Here is a 20,006-nt window from a genome sequence, read left to right on the forward strand (position 1 = left end):
ATTACAGGCTACAACTTAAGGTCCAATCTGCTGTTGCACCCGGCTCAGAGGTTGTCCACCACTTGGCTTTATAAACTGCGTTGTTATGCACCATTAGATCGCCGCCAGCAGCATGACTTGGGTTGCCCGCCCAGTCTGTTTGAGGGAAATTTGGATAAACAGGAATCGTGGCTATATCAACTCCTTCACACGTACCTACAGGGTCACCGCCACCGTTATCTGGATTGCCCGTGCCATCACCCGGTGTTGCACCTGGTAGCATTGGGTATTCAGCTTTGAATGCGTAAGTTTTTCCATCTTTTTCAATGGTAAAGTTGCTAGGCCCAGTGATTGGCATGTAGTACATCACTTGTGCATTCACAGTTGCACCAGCGCTAAAGTCTTTTGGTTGACCGCCCCATTCATTGTTCAGTGTGATTGAGAAACGGTGGAACTCGTTCTCAAAACCGCCAATATTATTACCCGCTGCGTTCGAGCCATTTACTTCTACTGCCATGCCCAGTTTTTCTTGTGCATTCCAGTTAGATTTAAAAATAGCGGAGGTTGATACCGGTACATCAAATGAAATTTTTGCACCGCTTAAATCAAGGCTTGAGTTATTGGTAAACGCAAATGTTGGGCTGATTGGGTAGTTATCATCACCGACAGGGAAGTCTTTGGCTTCAAATGTGATATCTACAGCTTCAGCAGGCACTGTAAAGTTTGGATTTCCGCCATGTACATCATATGCAACACCGCTTTGATTAAACTTATCGTATGCAAGTGAAGTAAGCGTTGACCCCATGAAGTACTCGCCTTTTGCTGAGTCGTAATCAAAATCACCAGCAAGCTCCCAGAACATGATACCGCCAAGGCCGTTGTTAATCACATAATCAACTTTAGAGGCCATCGACTCTTCATCTTCTATCGACAGAAATACTTTTTTATCGGCATTCCAAAGCCAAGGTGCGACGGCAACACTGTCGTAATAACGTGTGTAAGAACCTGTTAAGCGATCGTCAGCATCGGTATCGGGGGTTAAGCCATACACTTCGAGGTAAGAGCCAACAATACCATTTTCGAGATTTTTAGCGTGCCATAAAGGATTTGAACCGGCGGGCATTTCTTGACCTGCGTCGTTCTTATCGTGCCAAAGGTTATCAATACCTAATGCACCATTACCACACTTGTTCTTTTCACCAACCCCTGTACCTGTGGCACAATCAGCCTGGTTTGGTAAAGCCGATTGACCCCATAGACCATTAGTTCCGCCCGACACATCTTTAAAACCTCGAGTATAATAAGGAATACCGATATTGATTCGACCGGCAGCCATTGCCCCTCGGAAATAACGAACCGCCCAATCGGTGTTTAAGTAACCAATCCCTTCAAATTCTTTAGTGCCGTAGACGTTCCATTGTGTCAGTTCTGAGTCTAAGCCGGTGTCAAATAAGGCAGCATTGTGCCCTACATGTGAGTTCCATGCGCCATGTAAGTCGTAAGACATAATGTTTACATAATCCAGATATTTAACCGCTTGAAAGGTTTCCATACCTCGTAATAAATAACCAGAAGATGGAGACGCAATAGTGAGTAAATAGTGCTTACCTGCTGCTTCACCTGCACGGTCTAGCTCTTCACGTACTTTTTTCATTAGCACTTGGTATGAGGCATTCAATCCTGCACGGCGCGCGTTGGATATAGGAAAATCATCGGGGTGACCTGAGTCGTTCATTGAAGATGGGTATTCATAATCAATATCAACGCCGTCAAATCCATATTTTTCAATAAACTCAACGGTGCTTTTTGCAAATGCATTAATACCTTCATAATTGACTGAGCCATCAGCATGGGTGGTCATGGTATAAAAGCCACCACTTTCAACGCGGCCGGTTTCATCAAAATACCCCCCCGTTTCAGCCCAGCCACCTACCGATACCAAGGTTTTAACGTGTGGGTGTTGTTTTTTGTATTTATTTAAAAGATTAAAGTGTCCTTTGTATGCAAACTCAGGATCCATTTCAGCGCCAATAACGCCTGGCCATTCCATGTTTGTAGCATGATTATTTGCTGAATTAGGATCGCCAATAGATACTTTATTATTGGCATCAACATGCGCAAAGGCATAATTAATATGAGTAATTTTATCCCATGGAATATCATTAACTAGATAACTTGGTTGGTCATTAGCACCATTTCGCCAACTAGTAAAATAACCAATAACACGACGCGGGTGGTCAGCTCCCATAACTTCACGACCATCAGCATCATACACAGTACAATAAGGCGTATTAACACCGGGGGTTTGATATAACCCTTGTGGTTGACAATCAGTTACACCACTGCCGGGCGCTGCAGAGTCAACAACATTTAGGGTTTTTGTGGTTTGTGCTGTAGCCCCTTCGTTATCAGTCACTGTAAGTGTAAAGCTGGCTTGCCCAAGAGCTGTAGTCTGCCATGTATACTGACTAGTTGCTGATGTCGCTTGATGAGTATCATCACCATTTATAGCAAAATTAAGCGCGGTGATCTCACCATCGCTATCGCTACCTGAAAGCTCAAACACAACTTGTGAACCCACAATTAGCTGTTCAGGTAAGGTACTCAATGAAATTGATGCAACGGGTACTTGATTAACAGGATTAGTAACGTCATCTGCAACTGTTAAGGTATTGATGATTTGTAATGACTGCGCACCTTGATCATCCGTTGCAATTGCACTTATTTGATGAGAACCCGCCACAGCTTGCCAATCAACGCTGTAAGGTGATGAAGTATCTGCAGCTAGAAAAATACCATCAACAAAAAACTCAACGGTGGTTACCTCTCCATCGTTATCAATTGCTTGCGCCGATATGACAACGCTGTCTTTATCGGTTAGTTGAAAACCGTCTGCAGGCATTAACTCGGTAATTACTGGAATTTCATCATCAATGACAGCGTTGTCACATACACCCAAAATTTTTCTATCTTTATAATCACCAGCATTCTCCACTGAATTGGCTTGCGTCCACCAGCTAGCTTCATACGCTGTGCTTTGCGCTTGCACTTGATCTCCAGCAACGTGTGTCTGGCCTGTTTGCCACTGTTCTAACGCACTGCAATCAATAGACGCGTGTACATTTAAACTAAGAAAACTTAACGATAAAGCACTTAGATTAAAGGCATTTGTTATTATTTTACGTGAGCTCATTGGCTCCTTCATTAACGATGTTTATACTCATTATTTTTTACCTTTCAGGTACAAACTTAACATGGATATCGTAAATATCAAGAAAATAACGCACAAATAACAAACAAAATAAATACAAAATAAATACATTATAAAATTAACTAATTATTAATTACTATAAAATTAAGAAGGGATATTCCATAAAAAAGCCCAGCATTGCTGGGCTTTGAATGTCTAAGGGGTAAACGTTTTATTCAGAAAATGAAACCGTAATAATATTCGAACATACGTTTTCAGATACGCATAACTGATAGTCGTATGCCGGTAATGTTGCGTTACGCACATAATCACGGTAACGGCCATTATCTGATACGGTATCTACTAGTTCGCCATTTCGGTATAGGCTAAGTGACTCAGCCCCTACTTCTGCCCAGTTTAACTCAACACGCATAGTATCAAGACGTGACTTGTTAGCGCGTTTTAAGCTCAATTCAATTTCAACATCACTAACAACCACTGTTTGAGTGAATGTATCTGAGTTATTTTCACTATCCGTTACGGTTAATTCAACCTCATAACTTCCTGACTGAGCGTAAACATGTGTAGGATTTGGGTTTGTTGATGTTGAACCATCACCAAAGTTCCAGCTCCACTGTGAAATGTCATCATTCACATCACGACTTGTATCTACAAATGTAGCAGTTAAACCTTGTGCTGAAACACTAAAGCCAGCTTGTGGTGGTTGTGGGCTTACCTCACCAATAGCGCTAAATGTAAGTGACCAACCATTGATATTACCCGTATCTGCACCAGCTGTATCTTCAACATGAAGTGTCCAATCTCCAGTTGCCACTTCAGAATTAAATACGCTTGATGTAAATGACTTAACAATATCGTCTGCACTGCCACCTTCATTGCTTTGTAAAGTTACTTCTGTACCTTGCGCTGAAATAAGTGTAAGTACTAAGTCACCAGACCAAGTATGCGTAATATCTACATCAGCAGTGGTGCCAAAAATAGTTAAATCATCAGCAACCGTAATAACCGAGCTTGCGCCCTCTGGAGAATTATCTGGAATAGCGATGTTTTCATCACTGCTGTAAGTAAAGTCATTTAAACCAGCAGGTTGAAGCATTAAGCTAACAGTTTGTTCTTTAACTTGCTCGTCTGATGTTGCGGTAACAGTAAAGTCGTAATTTCCCCACTGAGTATCGCTGTTAGTTGCAACTGTTAGAACAACTTCATCGCCCGGACGAGCGGTAGTTGCGCTTAGTGATGCATCGGTAAGATCTGAAGCTAAAGCCAGTGAAACGTCACCTTCCCATTGTGCAATTGAGCCAATCGTAAAGGTATAAGTAACCGTATCACCTACAGTCGCTTGTTGAGAAACCGGCGATACAGATAATTTAAAGCCTGGAGTTGGATCAGCATCAATTAGCGCTTGGTTAACATTTAGACGTGTACCTGCAACTGTTTTACCATTTAATGCTGCATTAGCATCACCACTAGACATAAGTAATTCTTTAAGCTCTAGTGTTGTTAAATCAGGATTAACTGAAAGTACAAGTGCAGCAGCACCAGCTACATGCGGTGTTGCCATAGATGTACCTGAATAAGTAGCATAGCTATTACCAGGAACGGTCGACAAAATACCTGAGCCAGGTGCGCCCATATCAACACTTGTTAGGCCCCATTGAGAAAAACTAGACATATTATCTCTGCTATTAGTACTTGCTATCGATAATACGTTGTCGTTTTCATAGTTAGATGGGTAGTGTGGATTTTGATCGTTATCAACCGCATCGTTACCCGCAGCAGCAACAAATAAAATATCAGCTTGCTCACTAGCCGTAATCGCATCAGCTAACGCTTGGCTAAAACCACCGCCGCCCCAGCTATTATTTAACACACGCAGATTAACTCCTGCATTTTTAAGGCCAACCATGTAATCGATACACTTAATAGCACCAGAGGTAGAACCTGTACCATCTGCGGCTAAAAACTTACAACCAACAATAGAAACATCATGGTTTACACCAACAACACCGACACCATTGTTACCACTGGCACCGATTGTACCCGATACGTGTGTACCATGGCCTTGGTCATCCATTGGGTCGCCAGCATCAGTAATCGCATTAATACCGTGAACGTCATCAATGTAACCGTTACCGTCATTATCGATACCATCACCAGCAATTTCACCGCTGTTTACCCACGCGTTCGCAGCTAAATCAGGGTGGCTATAATCAACACCCGTATCAATAACACCTACTACAACATCACGACTACCTGTAGAGATTGACCATGCTTCTGGTGCATCAATATCGGCATCAGCCGTGCCACCAGTTTGGCCTTCGTTGTTTAAGCCCCATAAATCATCAAAACGAGGGTCATTAGTTGCACTTGCAATGCTCACGCGATAATCAGGCTCAACATACTCAATAGCTTGATGAGATTTTAAGCGGTCAATTGCTTCTTTAGCGCTCATTCCTGATATTTTAAATTTTGCGAGGCGGCCAGAAAATAACGAGGTGAAGTTATCATCAATTTCATCGTTATTTAGATCAGATATTTTGGCTTTTACTAACGAACGAGCTTGCTTACGCATTTCCGGCGAAGCATTCTTTTTATACTTAACAATAATCGAGTCACTGCTCGCAGTTACTTTTTGAGTTGTACTGTTAACATCAGGCAATTTAGCCGCAGCTAAACAAGGTAAAAGTGCAAGTGTAATAATAGATAATTTTGTTTTCATTGTTCTATCCGTAATTAAGTTAACTTAGCTTTACTAAGCGAAATATTTACGTTTATGAATTTAAGTAATCACGTGGCAAGCGTTAAGAAAACGGGTAATCAGTCAATAACTCAAGTAAAAAAAGCAAAATCAGGAACAAAACCATTATTTTTAACTAGAAATACAGTAAAAAAAACATTAATAGCAGCCATTTTAATGAATTAAATAACTTATTTTTAACATGGTATTAACTCATTATTTTTTACTGGTTTTTGATGTAAATAGATAGAAAATACAAATTAAACGGGTAAGCAATTGAAATTTATATATTTAAATTATCATTAAAAAAGATGATTCAAAATGAACTCATTGAAGAATACAGTGACTGAGCAGTTATGAATTAGTGAATGGCAAACCACCTTACCAAGTACTATTGACCAAACCCTAGTTCATATTTAAAACAGCATTTTACGTTTAAGAATAAAAAGCTAATCACACATTATGGCAGCACGGCATGCTGCAACGAAAATACCTTTTTAAAACTTAATAAATAATCAAGGTATTTTATTTTATCTTTCAAGGAGAATAATAATGAAATTGAATAAATCACTTTTAAGCTGTGCAATTGCAATTGCAATGGGCGCCAGCTTTACAGCAAACGCAAACACAGAAACAAAAGCAGGTTCAACTTCTGAGCTTGCAGCTAAAGTATCTGTAAGTAGCATTGAGAATGCTGTAACAGTTAAGCAATCATTTTCTGACAACACGGCATTAGTCTCTCAAGATGGCGATGGCAATACTGCACTAGCTACTGAAATCGGTAACAACAACGATGTTAAAATAGCTCAATTACAAAATGGTAATTACGCCGAAGTTGAAACAACAGGTGATAACAACCAACAAACTTATGCTCAAGATGGTGTTGCTAATGGTTTCATCACACGCATAACGGGTGATAACAACGGCGTTTATGTTTCTCAATTCGGCCAAGGATTATTTCAAAACAATGAAGCGATCAATATTATCACTGGTAGCGACAATAATATTGACGTTGAACAAGGAAATGGCGGTCACTGGTTTTACAACATGGACATGAGAGGTAATGGTAACGAAATTATTTCATCTCAGTCTGGTATGTGGCAAGAATTTGAAGTACTTAGCTTATCAGGCGATGAAAACATTATTGAAATTGAACAAACAGACACCTGGAATGAATTTAAAATAGGCTCATTACGCGGTAACGAAAATGAGATTGACGTTAGCCAGGATGGCTCACGCAACATTGTTACATTCACTGATATAGCTGGTGATGCAAACGAAATAGCTATTGAACAAAGCAGCGGTGATAACAATACCATTACTTTTACAGCCGTTACTGGTAATGATAATGAAATAAAACTAGACCAAGAAGGTTCGAATAATGCTATTGAGTCTGGTCTTTTTGACGGTTCATTCAATGAAGTAACAGTTAATCAAATTGGTGATGAAAACCTTGCGACTACTGAGCTAATGGGCGATAACAATGAGCTTACAGCAATGCAAGTTGGTAACACTAATGAAGCATACATGGGTGTCATTGGTTCAAATAATGAATTTACTGTAACCCAGGTTAGTGATTTTAACTCGGTTCATTTAGCTAACTTTAATGGTAGCGGTAACGATGTTGATCTTAGCCAATCAGGTGGCGATGAAAACGCAATTTTAGTGCAGTCTTCATACCCTGATGTTTCTCTCACTTCAAACGATAACGATATTGATGTTAATCAAGTCGGTAATCAAAATGAGGCGATTGTTACACTAGCGGGTATCCTTGATAGTAACGCAAACCAAATTGATATTGCTCAAAATGGTGATATTAACGTTATTGACTTAATGGTAGAAGGCAGTAATCACTCTATTGATATTGCACAGCAAGGCGAAGGTAACTGGGTAGGTGGAACTGGAGATTCAGCGTTTTTATTAGGCGGTGAAAACGTTTCATTCTCTGTTACTCAAACCGGTAACTACAACACTGTTGAAGGTAACGTAATTGGCTTTAACAGTACATTCTCTGTCACTCAACTTGGTGATGGTAATACAGCAACAATTACACAAATGTAATTGATGAGACGGGGAGAGTAACCCTCTCCCTTATTTTAACTATGAAAAATAAACAATATATCTATCTTTTTATACTTTTAACTTTTTTTACTCCTTTGAGTAATGCCAGTGCTGATTTAGAAATCGATGGATTATTACTAAATAAAAGTATTAGTCGCTTTGGGTATCAATTTTACAGTGAATTTTCAAATTATTGGCGTGAACTGCCTTCAACAGCTGGCTTTAATGTAGAAATAAAAGAAACGGTTATACCCCGTGCTGGTACTAAATTAGTTTTAATCATGAATCATAAGATTATTTATGCAACCCATTTGGGACGAAAGTTAGAGCCTTTGGACGAGCGAGTAGAGCAAGCAGTGCACTCTGTAATGGACGCCATGGCGCGATCGAATATGCAAACAGCGAGTCCTGATATGGCATTGAATGGATGGTAACAATGAAAAAAATAGCATTAACAATAATAACAACTTTAAGCTTTTCAGTCTCCGCAACTGAAATTATTTATACCCCTATTAACCCGAGTTTTGGTGGCAACCCTCTCAATGCCAATATGCTGCTTAGTAAGGCACAAGCACAAAATAAACATAAAGCGCCGGTTGTCGAAAAAGGGTATGCAGAGCAGTTTCAAGATTCATTAGAGCGGACATACTTAAATCGAATGGTGAGAGAAATCACCGACATGGCTTTTGGGGAAAATATTGAAGACAGTGTTTTTAATCAAGACTCCATTTTTATGAGTGGTGATTATCAAATAGAAGTGATCACCAGTACAACCGACACTATCACGGTTAGAATAACAAATGTAATTGATGACTCGGTTGTGGTTATCGAAGTACCGAGGTTTGGATAATGTATAAATTAATAATAATAACAATCGCTCTTTCTCTTAGTGGTTGCTCTACTATGGGTAATTTAATCCCTCCGTCAAAACAAAGTGCGGTAACGTTAGAGCCAACAGATGTCTTTTCTGATTTAAAAAGCTTACCTAAACCTGCGGGCAGCATTCCAGTCTCGGTTTATTCATTTCGCGATCAAACCGGTCAATATAAGCCACAAACTAATGTTAGCTCGTTTTCAACGGCCGTCACTCAAGGTGCAAACTCTATTCTAGTGCAAGCATTACATGAGTCTGACTGGTTTACGCCGGTTGAACGTGAGGGTCTACAAAATATTTTAACAGAGAGAAAAATAATTAGAGCGGCACAAGCGACTAACCCTAATCAAGGCGAGCTACCGCCGTTAACCACTGCGAAAATCATTTTAGAAGGCGGTATAATTAGTTACGACACCAATGTAAAAACGGGTGGCTTAGGAATGGAATATTTTGGTATTGGCGCATCAGAGCTATATCGTGAAGATGCAATATCAATCTATTTACGTGCCGTAGATGTAAGAACTGGCCAGGTATTGTTATCAGTAGCCACCAGCAAAAAAGTATTGAGCCAAGAAATGCGAGCAGGTTTTTTTAGGTATGTTAGCTATAAACGTCTGGCGGAAGCTGAGGCGGGCTTTAGTGATAATGAACCAATGAGCATTTGCGTAACGCAAGCAATAGAAAAGGCGCTTACAGATCTTATCACCAAAGGTATTGATAAAGGCTTATGGGCTAAACAGGCAACTTAACCTACTCTTGCAGATGGCCACAACGTCATTGATGTGGCCAAACAAATAACGATTAGCTCTCAACGGGTAATAATACTGAAATATATCTTTGCGCCCAATTGGCCAATTCAACTCTATTACGCGAATTAGTTTTTTTAAATGCGCTATAAAGGTGAGTTTTAACAGTATGGTCGCTAATATTTAGTTTGTCCGCTATTTTATTATTACTCGCTCCTTGTGCAATTAAATGAATAACCGATTTTTCTCGTTTAGTTAAATGCTTATAGTCAGCTTCATTTAACGTGATATCTTCGCTTAAGGAGCTAAACGAAGAGGCCACACTTAGAATATCATTAAAGGCCTTAGAGATTACTTTACGAGCAAACCAAAGCTCACCAGTAGAAATTCTTACTAAGCCTTTAAATATATCTTCTGCTGCTGCCGATTTATAAAATACCCCATTAAAATGATTGAGTAATAAGTTTTTTTCACATACTTGCTCTAGTTCTACATTAAAAAGCACAACTTTATACTGTTTAGCCAAACAAATTAAATCTGCTGGGATCAAGTCCTGCCAATCATTTTGAGATCCATCAATTAGAAAAATGTCATAAGCACCACGCTGATCAATATGTGGGATAGTACTGTCCATTTTTATATCACCAAAAATGGCTTGAAGTGTTCTTAAAATAACTGTGTAGTTTTGAGAATGGAAAGACGATTGAAGCGTTGTCTTAATAAAAGCCGAGCTTTTTTGCAACATATAACTCATCCTTGAAACATTAGATTTACAACAATCGTCACATTACCTAAATTAACTACAAAACACAATGCTCTTTTGGTATAAGCCAATGAGTTTAGTTACCCTATAAAAGGGTATAAAAGCGTGATGTAACACCGTTAGTCCAACCAAATCCTTGTTGTACTTGATATTCACCCCCGCTGGCTTTTTGTTGCGGTGTGCATACGTTATATTTTTCGAGCAAGCATTTATTTTCAATAAAATCTTGTTCTACCATTGTTAGCCAGTTTTTCATTATGCGTGTAGCTAATTGATCAATACCATAATTACGCAAGCCTTTTACCGCAAACCATTGTAATGGAGCCCAGCCATTCGGGCTGTCCCATTGTTGTGGAGTATCAACAACCGTTGTTACAATACCACCTACTTTTAAAAACTGCTTGCTCAATACGTTTGCGACCAGTTCAGCTTGCTGTTGTGAGGCTAAATTAACAAAAAGCGGGGTACTTGCCGCTGCACTTAAAATAGCAGACGGCTTAGATAGCTTATGATTATAATCAACAAAAAAACGCTTCTCATTACTCCAAAGATATTGATTAATAAGCGACTTTCTTTTTACAGCATAGCTGCTGTACGTTTGTGATTGTTGCTCATTACCAAGCAATTTAAAGCATTTACTAAGCTGATTTTCTAAATTGTAAAGTAGGCAATTTAAATCTATGGGTACAATATCTGTCGTTTGAATTGAGCTTAGTAAGTTTGACTCGGCTAACCAGCGCGAGCTAAAGTCCCACCCAGATTCGCACGCAGCACGAATATTACGATAAAACTCAGATTTTTTATCATCACTAAACCCTGATGCAAGCGCTAAGTCTTCTCTTAATGACTCTGCGCGAGGAGCCGCCTCATCATCCCAATAGCGATTTAATACCCCACCACATGGCATTGTTACTACGCGTTTTACACTTGTTTGCGTATCACTGAGTGTATCTGCTCCTTGCATCCAAAATGCGTGCTCTTTTGTTAAAGCTTCAACACACAATTTAAGCCAAGCTAAATTATGTGTTTTACTGTGAGTGTGCTGCCATAAAAGATCAACCATCAGCGCTAAAATCGGCGGTTGTGAACGCGATAAATAATAACTGCGGTTACCATTTGGAATGCAACCGTAATCGTTAATTAAGTCTATGAAGTTTTGTAGCATGTCTTCTACTACATCACTTTTATCTGCATCAATTAAACCCAGCGCAGTAAAGTAACTATCCCAATAATAAATTTCTTGAAAACGTCCACCAGGTACAATATAGCTGTGCTTTAAAGCGAGTAAAGAATTAGCTTTGGGTGTATCGGCTTCACGTCGAAGGCCGCTCCACAGTGAGTTTATGTAGCCTTTTACACTGGTGGTATTTGCAGCCCCTTTCATTGTTAATAAAGGCGTTGTTATAAAATGCGCATCAACAAAGTCTCTTAATTGAGTTTTATTAAGGGGTGCTATTTGCTCATACTGTTTACAGGCACTTTGCCAATCAACACGCGCGGTTGCATCAGCAAACGTTTTACAGTCGCTAAATATGTGCTGTGTTTGTACATCTTTAAATAATTGGCTATTAAAAAAACTCATAACTGTCCTAATCTATTAACTATTGACTGCGTGTTGTGAAATGGCATGGGTGCGTTTTTTAAAAATAATCACGCTAATAAAAATTAAACTAATGGGCACAAGTGAAAGATAAAAAGCATGCTGGCCACTAAAGTGCTCAAATACATACCCGGTTATCACCGACCCTGTGGTGCCACCAAGTGCTGAAAACACAACGATTAACCCTGTCATTGCAGCATGTTGATGCTTTTGAAGCGCACTGAGCATGACTGAGTTGAGTACCGGATAAATGGGCGCCATAAAAAAGCCAATTAATGGCAAAACAAACGCCGCCAGAGGCGCATCAAATAAACTATTCACCTCGCTTTTAGGTAAGTTTTCCGTTAGTGGTAAGGTAATAATGATCAATGCAGCCATAGCAACTAAACAACAGCTAAGTACTACAAACCAATGAGTATGCTTTAATACTTGGCCCGCCACTAAGCGCCCAAAAGCAAGAGCTGCGGCAAAAATACTCGCTAGTTGAATACTAATAGCTACTGGTAATTGCAAAACTTGATTATTAAATGTAGGCAACCAAGTCCCTACCCCTTGCTCGATTAACACATACAAAAATGCACTAATAATAAAAATCAGCACTAACGGTTGATAGGTAAGTTTGAGCATAGCAATAAAGTCATTCCAACCAGAGGTGCTTTTTTGACCTTTAATAGCAGGTTTTATTGGTGCTATTACGACACTGATAATCACCAAAAGCGTAAGCGCTGCTAATACGTAATAAACGTTCAACCAGGCATTGCTATCAACAGGGCCTATAAATGCGGTGAATACCCAATAGCCACTTAATACACCCACCATAAAAATGCCTTCTATCGTGTTTAGTAATGATGAGTGACTATTTGCATCCCCAGTCACTTGGCCAATAATTGAATAAACCGACACCTTAACAACCGCAAAACCACAACCCACAGCAGCAAATAACACTTTAAACATGTAAAAGTCACTTATTACAGCCGTACTCAAACACGCTATAGCGACAACTATCAGTGCTAGCAGCATTGCAAGCTTGTAGCCTAAACGTGGTATAAATGAAGCAACAACAAATGACATTATTGCAATTGATAAGTCTTTAAACCCCTCTAAAACCGAGGCTTCGGTTTTGCTTACCCCTAATGTGTTTATAGCCTGCAAAATAACAGTGCCTACGCTATTTAATAGTATTGCGAAAATAAAATAGCTTGCAGCAATTGCCAGTGTGATTTTTATTTTACTCATTGCGTGCCTCGTTTATAGCTACATACGCCATAACTTTTATAAAAAGCAAATTACCAATAGGGGTAAATTACCGTGTGTGTTAGTCAGTAAATCCAGAGTTTAGTGTAGAACAAATACTATTGCAATCGTTTGCATTTTAAATTTAACAATTTATATACATGCATACTAGATTAACGTTTGCTTGACTGGCGAGTAATTAATTCTATATCAATAACTTGTGATTCGGCTTTTTCACCTGAAAACTGCTGTATTAACTTTTTAACTAACAAAGTCGCAGCAAATTGGGTGTTTTGTTTAATCGTAGAAAGAGAGGGATGGCTAATATCAGCCATGGCAATGTCATCAAATCCAACCAGTGCCACATCGTTAGGAATACTCACGTAGCGCTCTTTCAGCGCTTTCATCGCCCCCAGTGCAACCATGTCACTACAGGCCATAATCGCGTCAAAATACAACCCTTTTTCACGTAATAACTGGTTAATTGCTTGATACGCAGAGCGACTGGTAAGATCAATGGATATAACATGCTGCTCAAGTTTATGAGTAGAAAGTGCAGCAGCGTAACCACGATGCCTTTCACTAATTTCACCATGCTCAGGATCGCCTAAAAATAAAATACTTTTAGCACCGTGTTCTATTAAATGAGCGGTCGCTTGCATTCCTCCTAAGTAGTTATCGCTGCCGACAATAGGATAATTGCTTTGTGTTTTTGGATCCCCCCATACAACTAAAGGAATACCCGCATCGGCAGCCGCTTCTATATTAGTTTGGTTTTTTCCTTGCCCCACAACAATAATGCCATCTGCTCGGCGGCCATTAATAAAGTAATTAGCCCAGTCATCTTGCGCCATAATAGAGTTAGATAACAACAACTCTAACCCCTGTTGATTAAGCGCAAGGTTAATTTCGCTCACTACCTTGAGTAAAAATGGATCGCTGATTGACTGCTCGGTTTGCTCATCAAGATTAATAATAACGGCAACAACATTGGTCTTTTGCGTACGCAAACGGCTAGCCGCCGTGTTAAGGCTAAAATTATGTTTTTTTGCAAGCTGCTGAAGCTTGTCGCGGGTTTCTTGCTTAATGAGCGGGTTATTATTCAGCGCGCGCGAAACCGTTGAGGTAGACACCCCAGCAAGCTTTGCTAAATCAGCTAATTTAATTTTTTTATTATTCATAAAACCCTAAACGCTCCACTGCGGCTGTTGCTATATCTAACTTACTGACAATATAGCATTATTATTTTTTACTGGCTTGCCCATTAACTTAAAAATTACGCTCTTGTGTAATTACGCTCAATAAAACAACAGCCCTTATTAATAAATAATTTACAAATAAATATTGCAAACGTTTGCATTTATCTCTAGAGTTTCAATTTATACAGCCTGTTTACATTAAAATTTAATCAATCTCGCTGTAATACACACTGTTTAACACACTAAAAACGGGATCTCACACATGAAATTCAATAAAGCAAAAAGCATGCTAGCCTGTGCAATTACTTTAGCCCTAAGCACACACGCTGCTCTTGCAGCAGAACAAGCAAAAGAAAAAAAAGTTGAGCGAATTGTCGTTTCTGGTACACCCGCAGGTGTTGGGATCAGAAAAATTGATGCCAGCTACGCTGTAACAAATATTGATTCATCACAAATTATAAAATTATCACCTAAAAGTACTGCTGACTTATTTAAAGCCGTTCCCGGTGTGTGGGTTGAAAGCTCTGGCGGTGAGTCTGGTGCCAACGTATTTGTGCGTGGGTTTCCAGGAGGTGGTGATGCGCCATTTTTAACACTCAGTATTGAAGGCTCGCCAGTTTACCCCGCGCCTACTCTTTCATTTTTAGAAAACTCATCGCTATTTAGAATCGATGAAACGATTGAAACCATGGAAGCACTGCGTGGTGGTCCTAATCCTGTGCTATCCAATGGTCAGCCTGGTTTAACAACCAACTTTAGGTTAAAACGTGGCAGTGAAGATACTCAAGGCTTGTTTAAATACACCACCTCAGATTACGACTTACAGCGTGTTGATGCTGTAGTAAGTGGTGAAATAACTGACGACCTATATTTTATGGTAGGCGGCTATGTTAAAAGCTCACCGGGTATTCGTGATGCAGGCTTTACTTCTGAAAAAGGCAGCCAATTTACAATTAACATTACTAAAGAGTTAGACAATGGCGAGCTTAACTTTTATACCCGTCAAACAGACGATCATGGCGCATGGTACTTACCAACACCACTCAATGTTAATGGCATTGATGCTGAATATACCCAACTTGGCACACTAAACCGTCAAGCGACGATTTTTACCGGCCCAAATGCGCAAGCACACGACATTGACCTAGGTGATGGCCGAGGATGGGATGGCCATGTATCCGGCGGTAGTATTAAACTTGAATTTGATAATGGCTGGCAATTTATTGATCGCTTCAATATTACCAAAGGCGATGCCAATACATTTGGCCTAGTACCTAATGGTTCAGCAACAACCGTTGGTGAAGTGGCCGACAATGGCCAAACGGCATTCGGTGCGGTAACTGATACCGAATACGCTAGTGATACCGCGATTCAGCAACTGGGTCGCTGGGTAGTATTAAAAGAAATAAGCTCGTTTACTAACGACTTAGCCCTTTCAAAGCAATTTGGCGATTTATCGGCCACTTTTGGTTATTACACCGCAAGCACATCTGCGAGCGATTGGTGGAGCTTAGGTAATACGGCGTATCACGTGCTGGAAGCCGGTGGTGAGTCATTAAATGGCATTGAATGTAACCAAAGCACTGACGGGTGTGGTTTTAATTACGATATTAGCTCAACAGGCGATGCACGCACCAATGCTTTTTACTTTACAGGCCAATACAAATTTGCAGATGCATTTACACTTGATTTAGGTGTACGCAAAGAAAACCATGACGTGCAATACAGTGTTGATGAAGACCTTGACGGTATTATCACTAAAACTGTTGATTACGATGAAAGTAAAACCTCATGGACAACCGGTCTAAACTATTCAATTAATGACGACATGGGCGTGTTTGCACGTGTTAACCGTGGTTATAAAATGCCATATTTTGATGACTTTAGAGATAACTTTGGCGCATACCAAGGGGGTGAAAAACTAATTAAAGAAGTAACGCAGGGCGAACTAGGTTACAAACTTATTTCAGACTCTACCGACTTCTACGCCACCTTTTTTGTCAATGAAGTAAAAGGCGATACCTTTGTAAGTCGCCCGGGTGTGCCGGCTGAAATTTTAACCAACGAAGCGTATGGTGTTGAACTTGATTATAACTTTAATCATGAATCTGGCTTTTCTGTTAATTTAAATACCACATTACAACAGACCGAAATCACTGAAAGCCCTGAAAATAAAGGTAACGACGCACAGCGCCAACCTAAATGGCAAGTACGTGTAACACCAAGCTATGACTTTGAAGTAGACGGCATGTATGCCACTTTATATGGTACTTTGTCAGCAGTGGATGACCGCTTTGGTAATAACGAAAACACCGTGACACTTGATGGCTACGAAAAAGTAGACTTAGGTTTAATTATTGAACCAATGGAAGGCATTAAACTGCAATTAGCCATAGATAACCTAACCGACGAGCAAGGTATCACTGAAGGCGACCCGCGCAATGCCGACGCCCCCAATGGCCGTTACATTATGCCACGTACAACACGCTTAAGTGTTAGTTACGCATTTTAATACACTCCCTAAGTAATAAATTAAAGTCGCGGTGATTAATATACTGCGGCTTTTTTATTATAGATGTCAACCTATTAGCAAGCTCTCTATGCTCACTAACAGGTAAATGTATGCCCTCTTTATTGCAAGATTGTATCAGCGGATAACAATCTAAAAACACACACGTATGACGATAGGCGACGGCTTTAAATTCAATAGATAATTGTTCAGCTTTTATACCTGCACCTGCGTAAATACTTTTATAACTTCCCACTTCATGAACCTTGGGCGGGCTTATAATGATAATCTTTGGTATTGTTTTACAATGATAAAAGGCTTTAATGGCTAAAATCAACTCCTCAAGCGCTTTGCTAATATCGATAGCAGACAGTGCAAAACGGGCTTTTAAATCATTGGTGCCAAGCGCAATAATAACAACATCAACGGTGTGCACTTCCAGGTAAGGTTTTAAATACTTTACGCCTGATTTATCGCCGCTAAATGGCGGGTTATTCACTAAGGTACGATTAGGCTGCCCAGCTTCAATCACTTCAAAGCCGGTGCCCAACTGCTGCTTTAATAAAGTAGGCCAGCGTTCAATTTCGCTCAACCGTTTCCCATCAACAGGAGAAATACCAAAGGTGTTCGAATCACCAAAACACAAAATATTCATTAAAACGGATTCAATGTATAGCCTTGTTGCTTAAACTGCACTTGGCTTAAATCAGACACATGCTCGGGCACATTATAAAAATAATCATAGTCTTTAATAACAGGCACAAGCTCTGCAGCAAGAGTACTAAAGCTAGCCAAAAGTAAGCTTGAGCCAATAAGTAACGTTTTCATACATCATCCTTTTTACTTTTTGTTTAGCCTAACGCTATTTAACGTGATTAACTAGCCTGAACATGTGAATGTGCTTTGAAAGTCATTCCTAAATAATTAAAGGTATGTTTAAACATATCGATAAATGCGTCTGGCGCAGAGGGAGATGCAGCATTAGACAACAGTGAAAACTGTTTTTGACGTAAAGTTCTAAGCTTCGGTTTTAACGCCTCATCATCCATGTAATCTGTGATCCTATCTATAAATGCTTTCATTTTTGGCGTGGTGTTATACCAGTACACAGGCGATGCGAACACCCAATGTTCGTAACGAAGTAACACTTCAAACAAATTATAAAAATCATCATTGTGATACTGCTTATCGTAGCGATAAGGTGAAATAACATAATCATCTAAGCAAAAAACAATGCCGCTTTGTTGCTTACTATAGGCATTAACTTGCGCGGTAGTATTGCCATTTTTACGTCCACTTGAATATATGATTGCGATATTGTGTGCTGATTTTTCTTGCATTGGGTTAGCTCCTTTTCTTATGATGGAGCAAAGCTTAAAACCTCAAGTTAAGTTCAGGTCAATAAGAAATAATTTAATTTTTAAAAGGAATTAAAGTGATGGCGGTACAAAAAAAGCTTACTGAAGCCAACTTAACGGTTGGGTTTGTCGCTAAACGCAGTGGCGTTAAGGTATCTACACTGCACTTTTACGAAAATAAAGGGCTAATACGCAGTTGGCGAAACAGTGGCAATCAACGACGCTTTAAACCAGATGTACTAAGGCGAGTTGCAGTTATAAAAGCAGCACAAGCGATGGGGATTACGCTCGAAGAAATTAAACAAACTCTGGCAACGTTACCAGAGCAGCGTACACCAACACAAAAAGACTGGTCTGCACTTTCAAAACTATGGCAAAAGAAACTTGATGAGCGTATTGCTTATATGCAACGTTTACGTGAACGGGTTGATGGCTGTATAGGCTGTGGGTGTTTATCAATGAGTAAGTGCCCTATTTATAACAAAGACGACCACTTAGGTGAAACCCAAAGTGGTGCTATTTTGTTAGAGCGAGATTAAGGCTTATAAAACCTTAATCTAAACCATTTAAGCCTTCTCGTGCAGCGCGATATAATGCCCCTAGAGTTGAATCAAATACCGATTTAATAAAACTGTAAGTCAGCTCTACGGCTTTACTAATAACTTTGCCAGCAAACACCAACATGTGCCCGAGTAAACCTAAGGTTTGTGTTGCAAATGAAGCTGACGCTTTGGCTATTTTATCAAGCGTTCGCGCGAGCATATCGTAAAAAGTTAAACCTGTACCTATGGCTGCTTGCGCCGCAACAGCACTGTAGTAGCCCGAATCTTTTAATAAGGTAACTAACGCAGCGCCAAGTTTATCTGCCCAATGCGAACTAAATGAAGCTTGGTTTCTGTCTTCAAACTTTAAGCGTACCGGTGTGCTTAAAAAGTGGTTTGCTTTTACAGTTAAATTGCCCCAATCATTACTGTTTGCAGTATTAACATAGCCTGGCGTACCACTTAACTTGTGGGCTGCGCCTTTAAGGCCCTGACCATTATCAAGACGAATTTCTTGGCCATTGTAGGGCGCATGTGAAAATGGCCACAAAGGCACTTTTGTAACTGGATCAGCGCCGTGTGTACAGCGGTATATTTTATCAATACGAGAGGTGGCAGCGCGTGAAAAGTTATCAAGCCCCACTCTTGGTGAGCCGAACGTATATAATTTAACCGGCAACGAATACTCTGCTTTTATCCAATCGGCTGAAAGCGTAGCCAATGCACCACCTAAACTGTGACCAACAATGTGCACACAGCCGGTCATTTTATCTCTTATATTTGCAGCAACGAACTCTTGTAGTGCAGGTTTCATACTATAAAAGGTTTTATTAAACCCAGCATGTACCATACTGCCGTTAGAGCCACCGCTTAAACCAAAGTGCGCGTCTGTTAGGCCATCTCTAAGAGAAGCAGTGCCACGAATAGTGATTACTGAATCACCTTGAAATGAATTTTTACCGTGTGCAACAAGGCCAAACCCAGTTCTTAAACCAAATAAATGAGAGAAAAACCCGCCTGACACACCTTGTATGGATCTATTATTGATAGAAAAATCAAACTGATCTCGTAAGGATGCATGCAATAGCCCATTTAATAGTTTTGTATTTTTTAATTCTTTAGCATCATAAGCAAGTGATGCTAATTGGACTGCCTGAGTAGGTGTTAACGTATTCATTTTAAATCCTTTTATTG

The 20,006-nt window shown here is 39.8% G+C and carries 16 protein-coding genes; 6 read left to right on the forward strand and 10 right to left on the reverse strand.

Annotated features, from left to right (window positions below):
* Position 1 precedes the first annotated feature (1 nt).
* Complete coding sequence (locus tag AAEY57_RS00160; RefSeq protein WP_350605563.1) at positions 2–3,172, reverse strand: glycosyl hydrolase family 18 protein; 3,171 nt, start codon at positions 3,170–3,172, stop codon at positions 2–4.
* A 229-nt stretch (positions 3,173–3,401) separates the two neighbouring features.
* On the reverse strand, positions 3,402–5,909 hold the full coding sequence (locus tag AAEY57_RS00165; RefSeq protein WP_350605565.1) for a S8 family serine peptidase: 2,508 nt from the start codon (positions 5,907–5,909) through the stop codon (positions 3,402–3,404).
* A 570-nt stretch (positions 5,910–6,479) separates the two neighbouring features.
* Here AAEY57_RS00165 and AAEY57_RS00170 point away from each other — a divergent pair.
* Genes AAEY57_RS00170 through AAEY57_RS00185 form a run of 4 tightly spaced genes read left to right on the forward strand, consistent with a single transcriptional unit; the run spans position 6,480 to position 9,611 of the window.
* Positions 6,480–7,988: a curlin gene (locus tag AAEY57_RS00170; RefSeq protein ID WP_350605567.1), complete on the forward strand. Its 1,509-nt coding sequence runs from the start codon at positions 6,480–6,482 to the stop codon at positions 7,986–7,988.
* A gap of 41 nt (positions 7,989–8,029) precedes the next feature.
* Positions 8,030–8,422 (forward strand): curli production assembly/transport protein CsgE, encoded by a 393-nt coding sequence (locus tag AAEY57_RS00175; protein WP_016900116.1) that lies wholly within the window; start codon positions 8,030–8,032, stop codon positions 8,420–8,422.
* Entirely contained in the window at positions 8,416–8,838 is a 423-nt protein-coding gene (locus AAEY57_RS00180; protein ID WP_016900115.1) for a curli assembly protein CsgF, read from the forward strand. Before AAEY57_RS00175 ends, AAEY57_RS00180 begins: the two co-directional genes overlap by 7 nt.
* A complete protein-coding gene (locus tag AAEY57_RS00185; RefSeq protein WP_024602690.1) occupies positions 8,838–9,611 on the forward strand; it encodes a CsgG/HfaB family protein in 774 nt (257 codons plus the stop codon). The genes AAEY57_RS00180 and AAEY57_RS00185 overlap by 1 nt, the downstream gene beginning before the upstream one ends.
* Before the next feature lie 52 nt (positions 9,612–9,663).
* Here the strand turns inward: AAEY57_RS00185 and AAEY57_RS00190 are convergent, their stop codons facing one another.
* From AAEY57_RS00190 to AAEY57_RS00205, 4 genes are all read right to left on the reverse strand, one after another.
* Positions 9,664–10,353 carry a helix-turn-helix transcriptional regulator gene (locus tag AAEY57_RS00190; protein WP_350605571.1) on the reverse strand — a complete coding sequence of 230 codons (690 nt, stop codon included), beginning with the start codon at positions 10,351–10,353 and terminating at the stop codon, positions 9,664–9,666.
* A gap of 103 nt (positions 10,354–10,456) precedes the next feature.
* The gene (gene treF / locus AAEY57_RS00195; RefSeq protein ID WP_350605573.1) at positions 10,457–11,953 is read right to left on the reverse strand and encodes an alpha,alpha-trehalase TreF; all 1,497 of its coding nucleotides are present in this window, start codon (positions 11,951–11,953) and stop codon (positions 10,457–10,459) included.
* A gap of 15 nt (positions 11,954–11,968) precedes the next feature.
* Positions 11,969–13,207 carry an MFS transporter gene (locus tag AAEY57_RS00200; protein WP_350605576.1) on the reverse strand — a complete coding sequence of 413 codons (1,239 nt, stop codon included), beginning with the start codon at positions 13,205–13,207 and terminating at the stop codon, positions 11,969–11,971.
* A 170-nt stretch (positions 13,208–13,377) separates the two neighbouring features.
* Positions 13,378–14,385, reverse strand: a complete 1,008-nt coding sequence (locus AAEY57_RS00205) for a LacI family DNA-binding transcriptional regulator (protein ID WP_350605578.1) — start codon at positions 14,383–14,385, stop codon at positions 13,378–13,380.
* Positions 14,386–14,665: 280 nt separating this feature from the next.
* Here AAEY57_RS00205 and AAEY57_RS00210 point away from each other — a divergent pair, with 280 nt between their 5' ends.
* Positions 14,666–16,915 carry a TonB-dependent receptor gene (locus AAEY57_RS00210; protein ID WP_350605580.1) on the forward strand — a complete coding sequence of 750 codons (2,250 nt, stop codon included), beginning with the start codon at positions 14,666–14,668 and terminating at the stop codon, positions 16,913–16,915.
* Here AAEY57_RS00210 and AAEY57_RS00215 read toward each other — a convergent pair.
* From AAEY57_RS00215 to AAEY57_RS00225, 3 genes are read right to left on the reverse strand one after another with little or no spacing between them, the layout of a single operon-like run.
* Positions 16,899–17,567: a GDSL-type esterase/lipase family protein gene (locus tag AAEY57_RS00215; RefSeq protein ID WP_350605582.1), complete on the reverse strand. Its 669-nt coding sequence runs from the start codon at positions 17,565–17,567 to the stop codon at positions 16,899–16,901. The genes AAEY57_RS00210 and AAEY57_RS00215 overlap by 17 nt on opposite strands.
* Positions 17,567–17,740 carry a hypothetical protein gene (locus AAEY57_RS00220; protein WP_350605584.1) on the reverse strand — a complete coding sequence of 58 codons (174 nt, stop codon included), beginning with the start codon at positions 17,738–17,740 and terminating at the stop codon, positions 17,567–17,569. The genes AAEY57_RS00215 and AAEY57_RS00220 overlap by 1 nt, the downstream gene beginning before the upstream one ends.
* 47 nt (positions 17,741–17,787) lie before the next feature.
* The gene (locus tag AAEY57_RS00225) at positions 17,788–18,252 is read right to left on the reverse strand and encodes a flavodoxin family protein (protein ID WP_010389334.1); all 465 of its coding nucleotides are present in this window, start codon (positions 18,250–18,252) and stop codon (positions 17,788–17,790) included.
* A gap of 98 nt (positions 18,253–18,350) precedes the next feature.
* Here AAEY57_RS00225 and soxR point away from each other — a divergent pair, with 98 nt between their 5' ends.
* Entirely contained in the window at positions 18,351–18,809 is a 459-nt protein-coding gene (gene soxR, locus AAEY57_RS00230) for a redox-sensitive transcriptional activator SoxR (RefSeq protein WP_350605715.1), read from the forward strand.
* Positions 18,810–18,822: 13 nt separating this feature from the next.
* Here the strand turns inward: soxR and AAEY57_RS00235 are convergent, their stop codons facing one another.
* The gene (locus tag AAEY57_RS00235) at positions 18,823–19,989 is read right to left on the reverse strand and encodes a lipase family protein (RefSeq protein ID WP_350605587.1); all 1,167 of its coding nucleotides are present in this window, start codon (positions 19,987–19,989) and stop codon (positions 18,823–18,825) included.
* Positions 19,990–20,006: the final 17 nt, after the last annotated feature.

This window comes from Pseudoalteromonas sp. MER144-MNA-CIBAN-0113, assembly GCF_040308965.1.
In the GTDB taxonomy this organism is placed as follows: Bacteria; Pseudomonadota; Gammaproteobacteria; order Enterobacterales; family Alteromonadaceae; genus Pseudoalteromonas; species Pseudoalteromonas tetraodonis.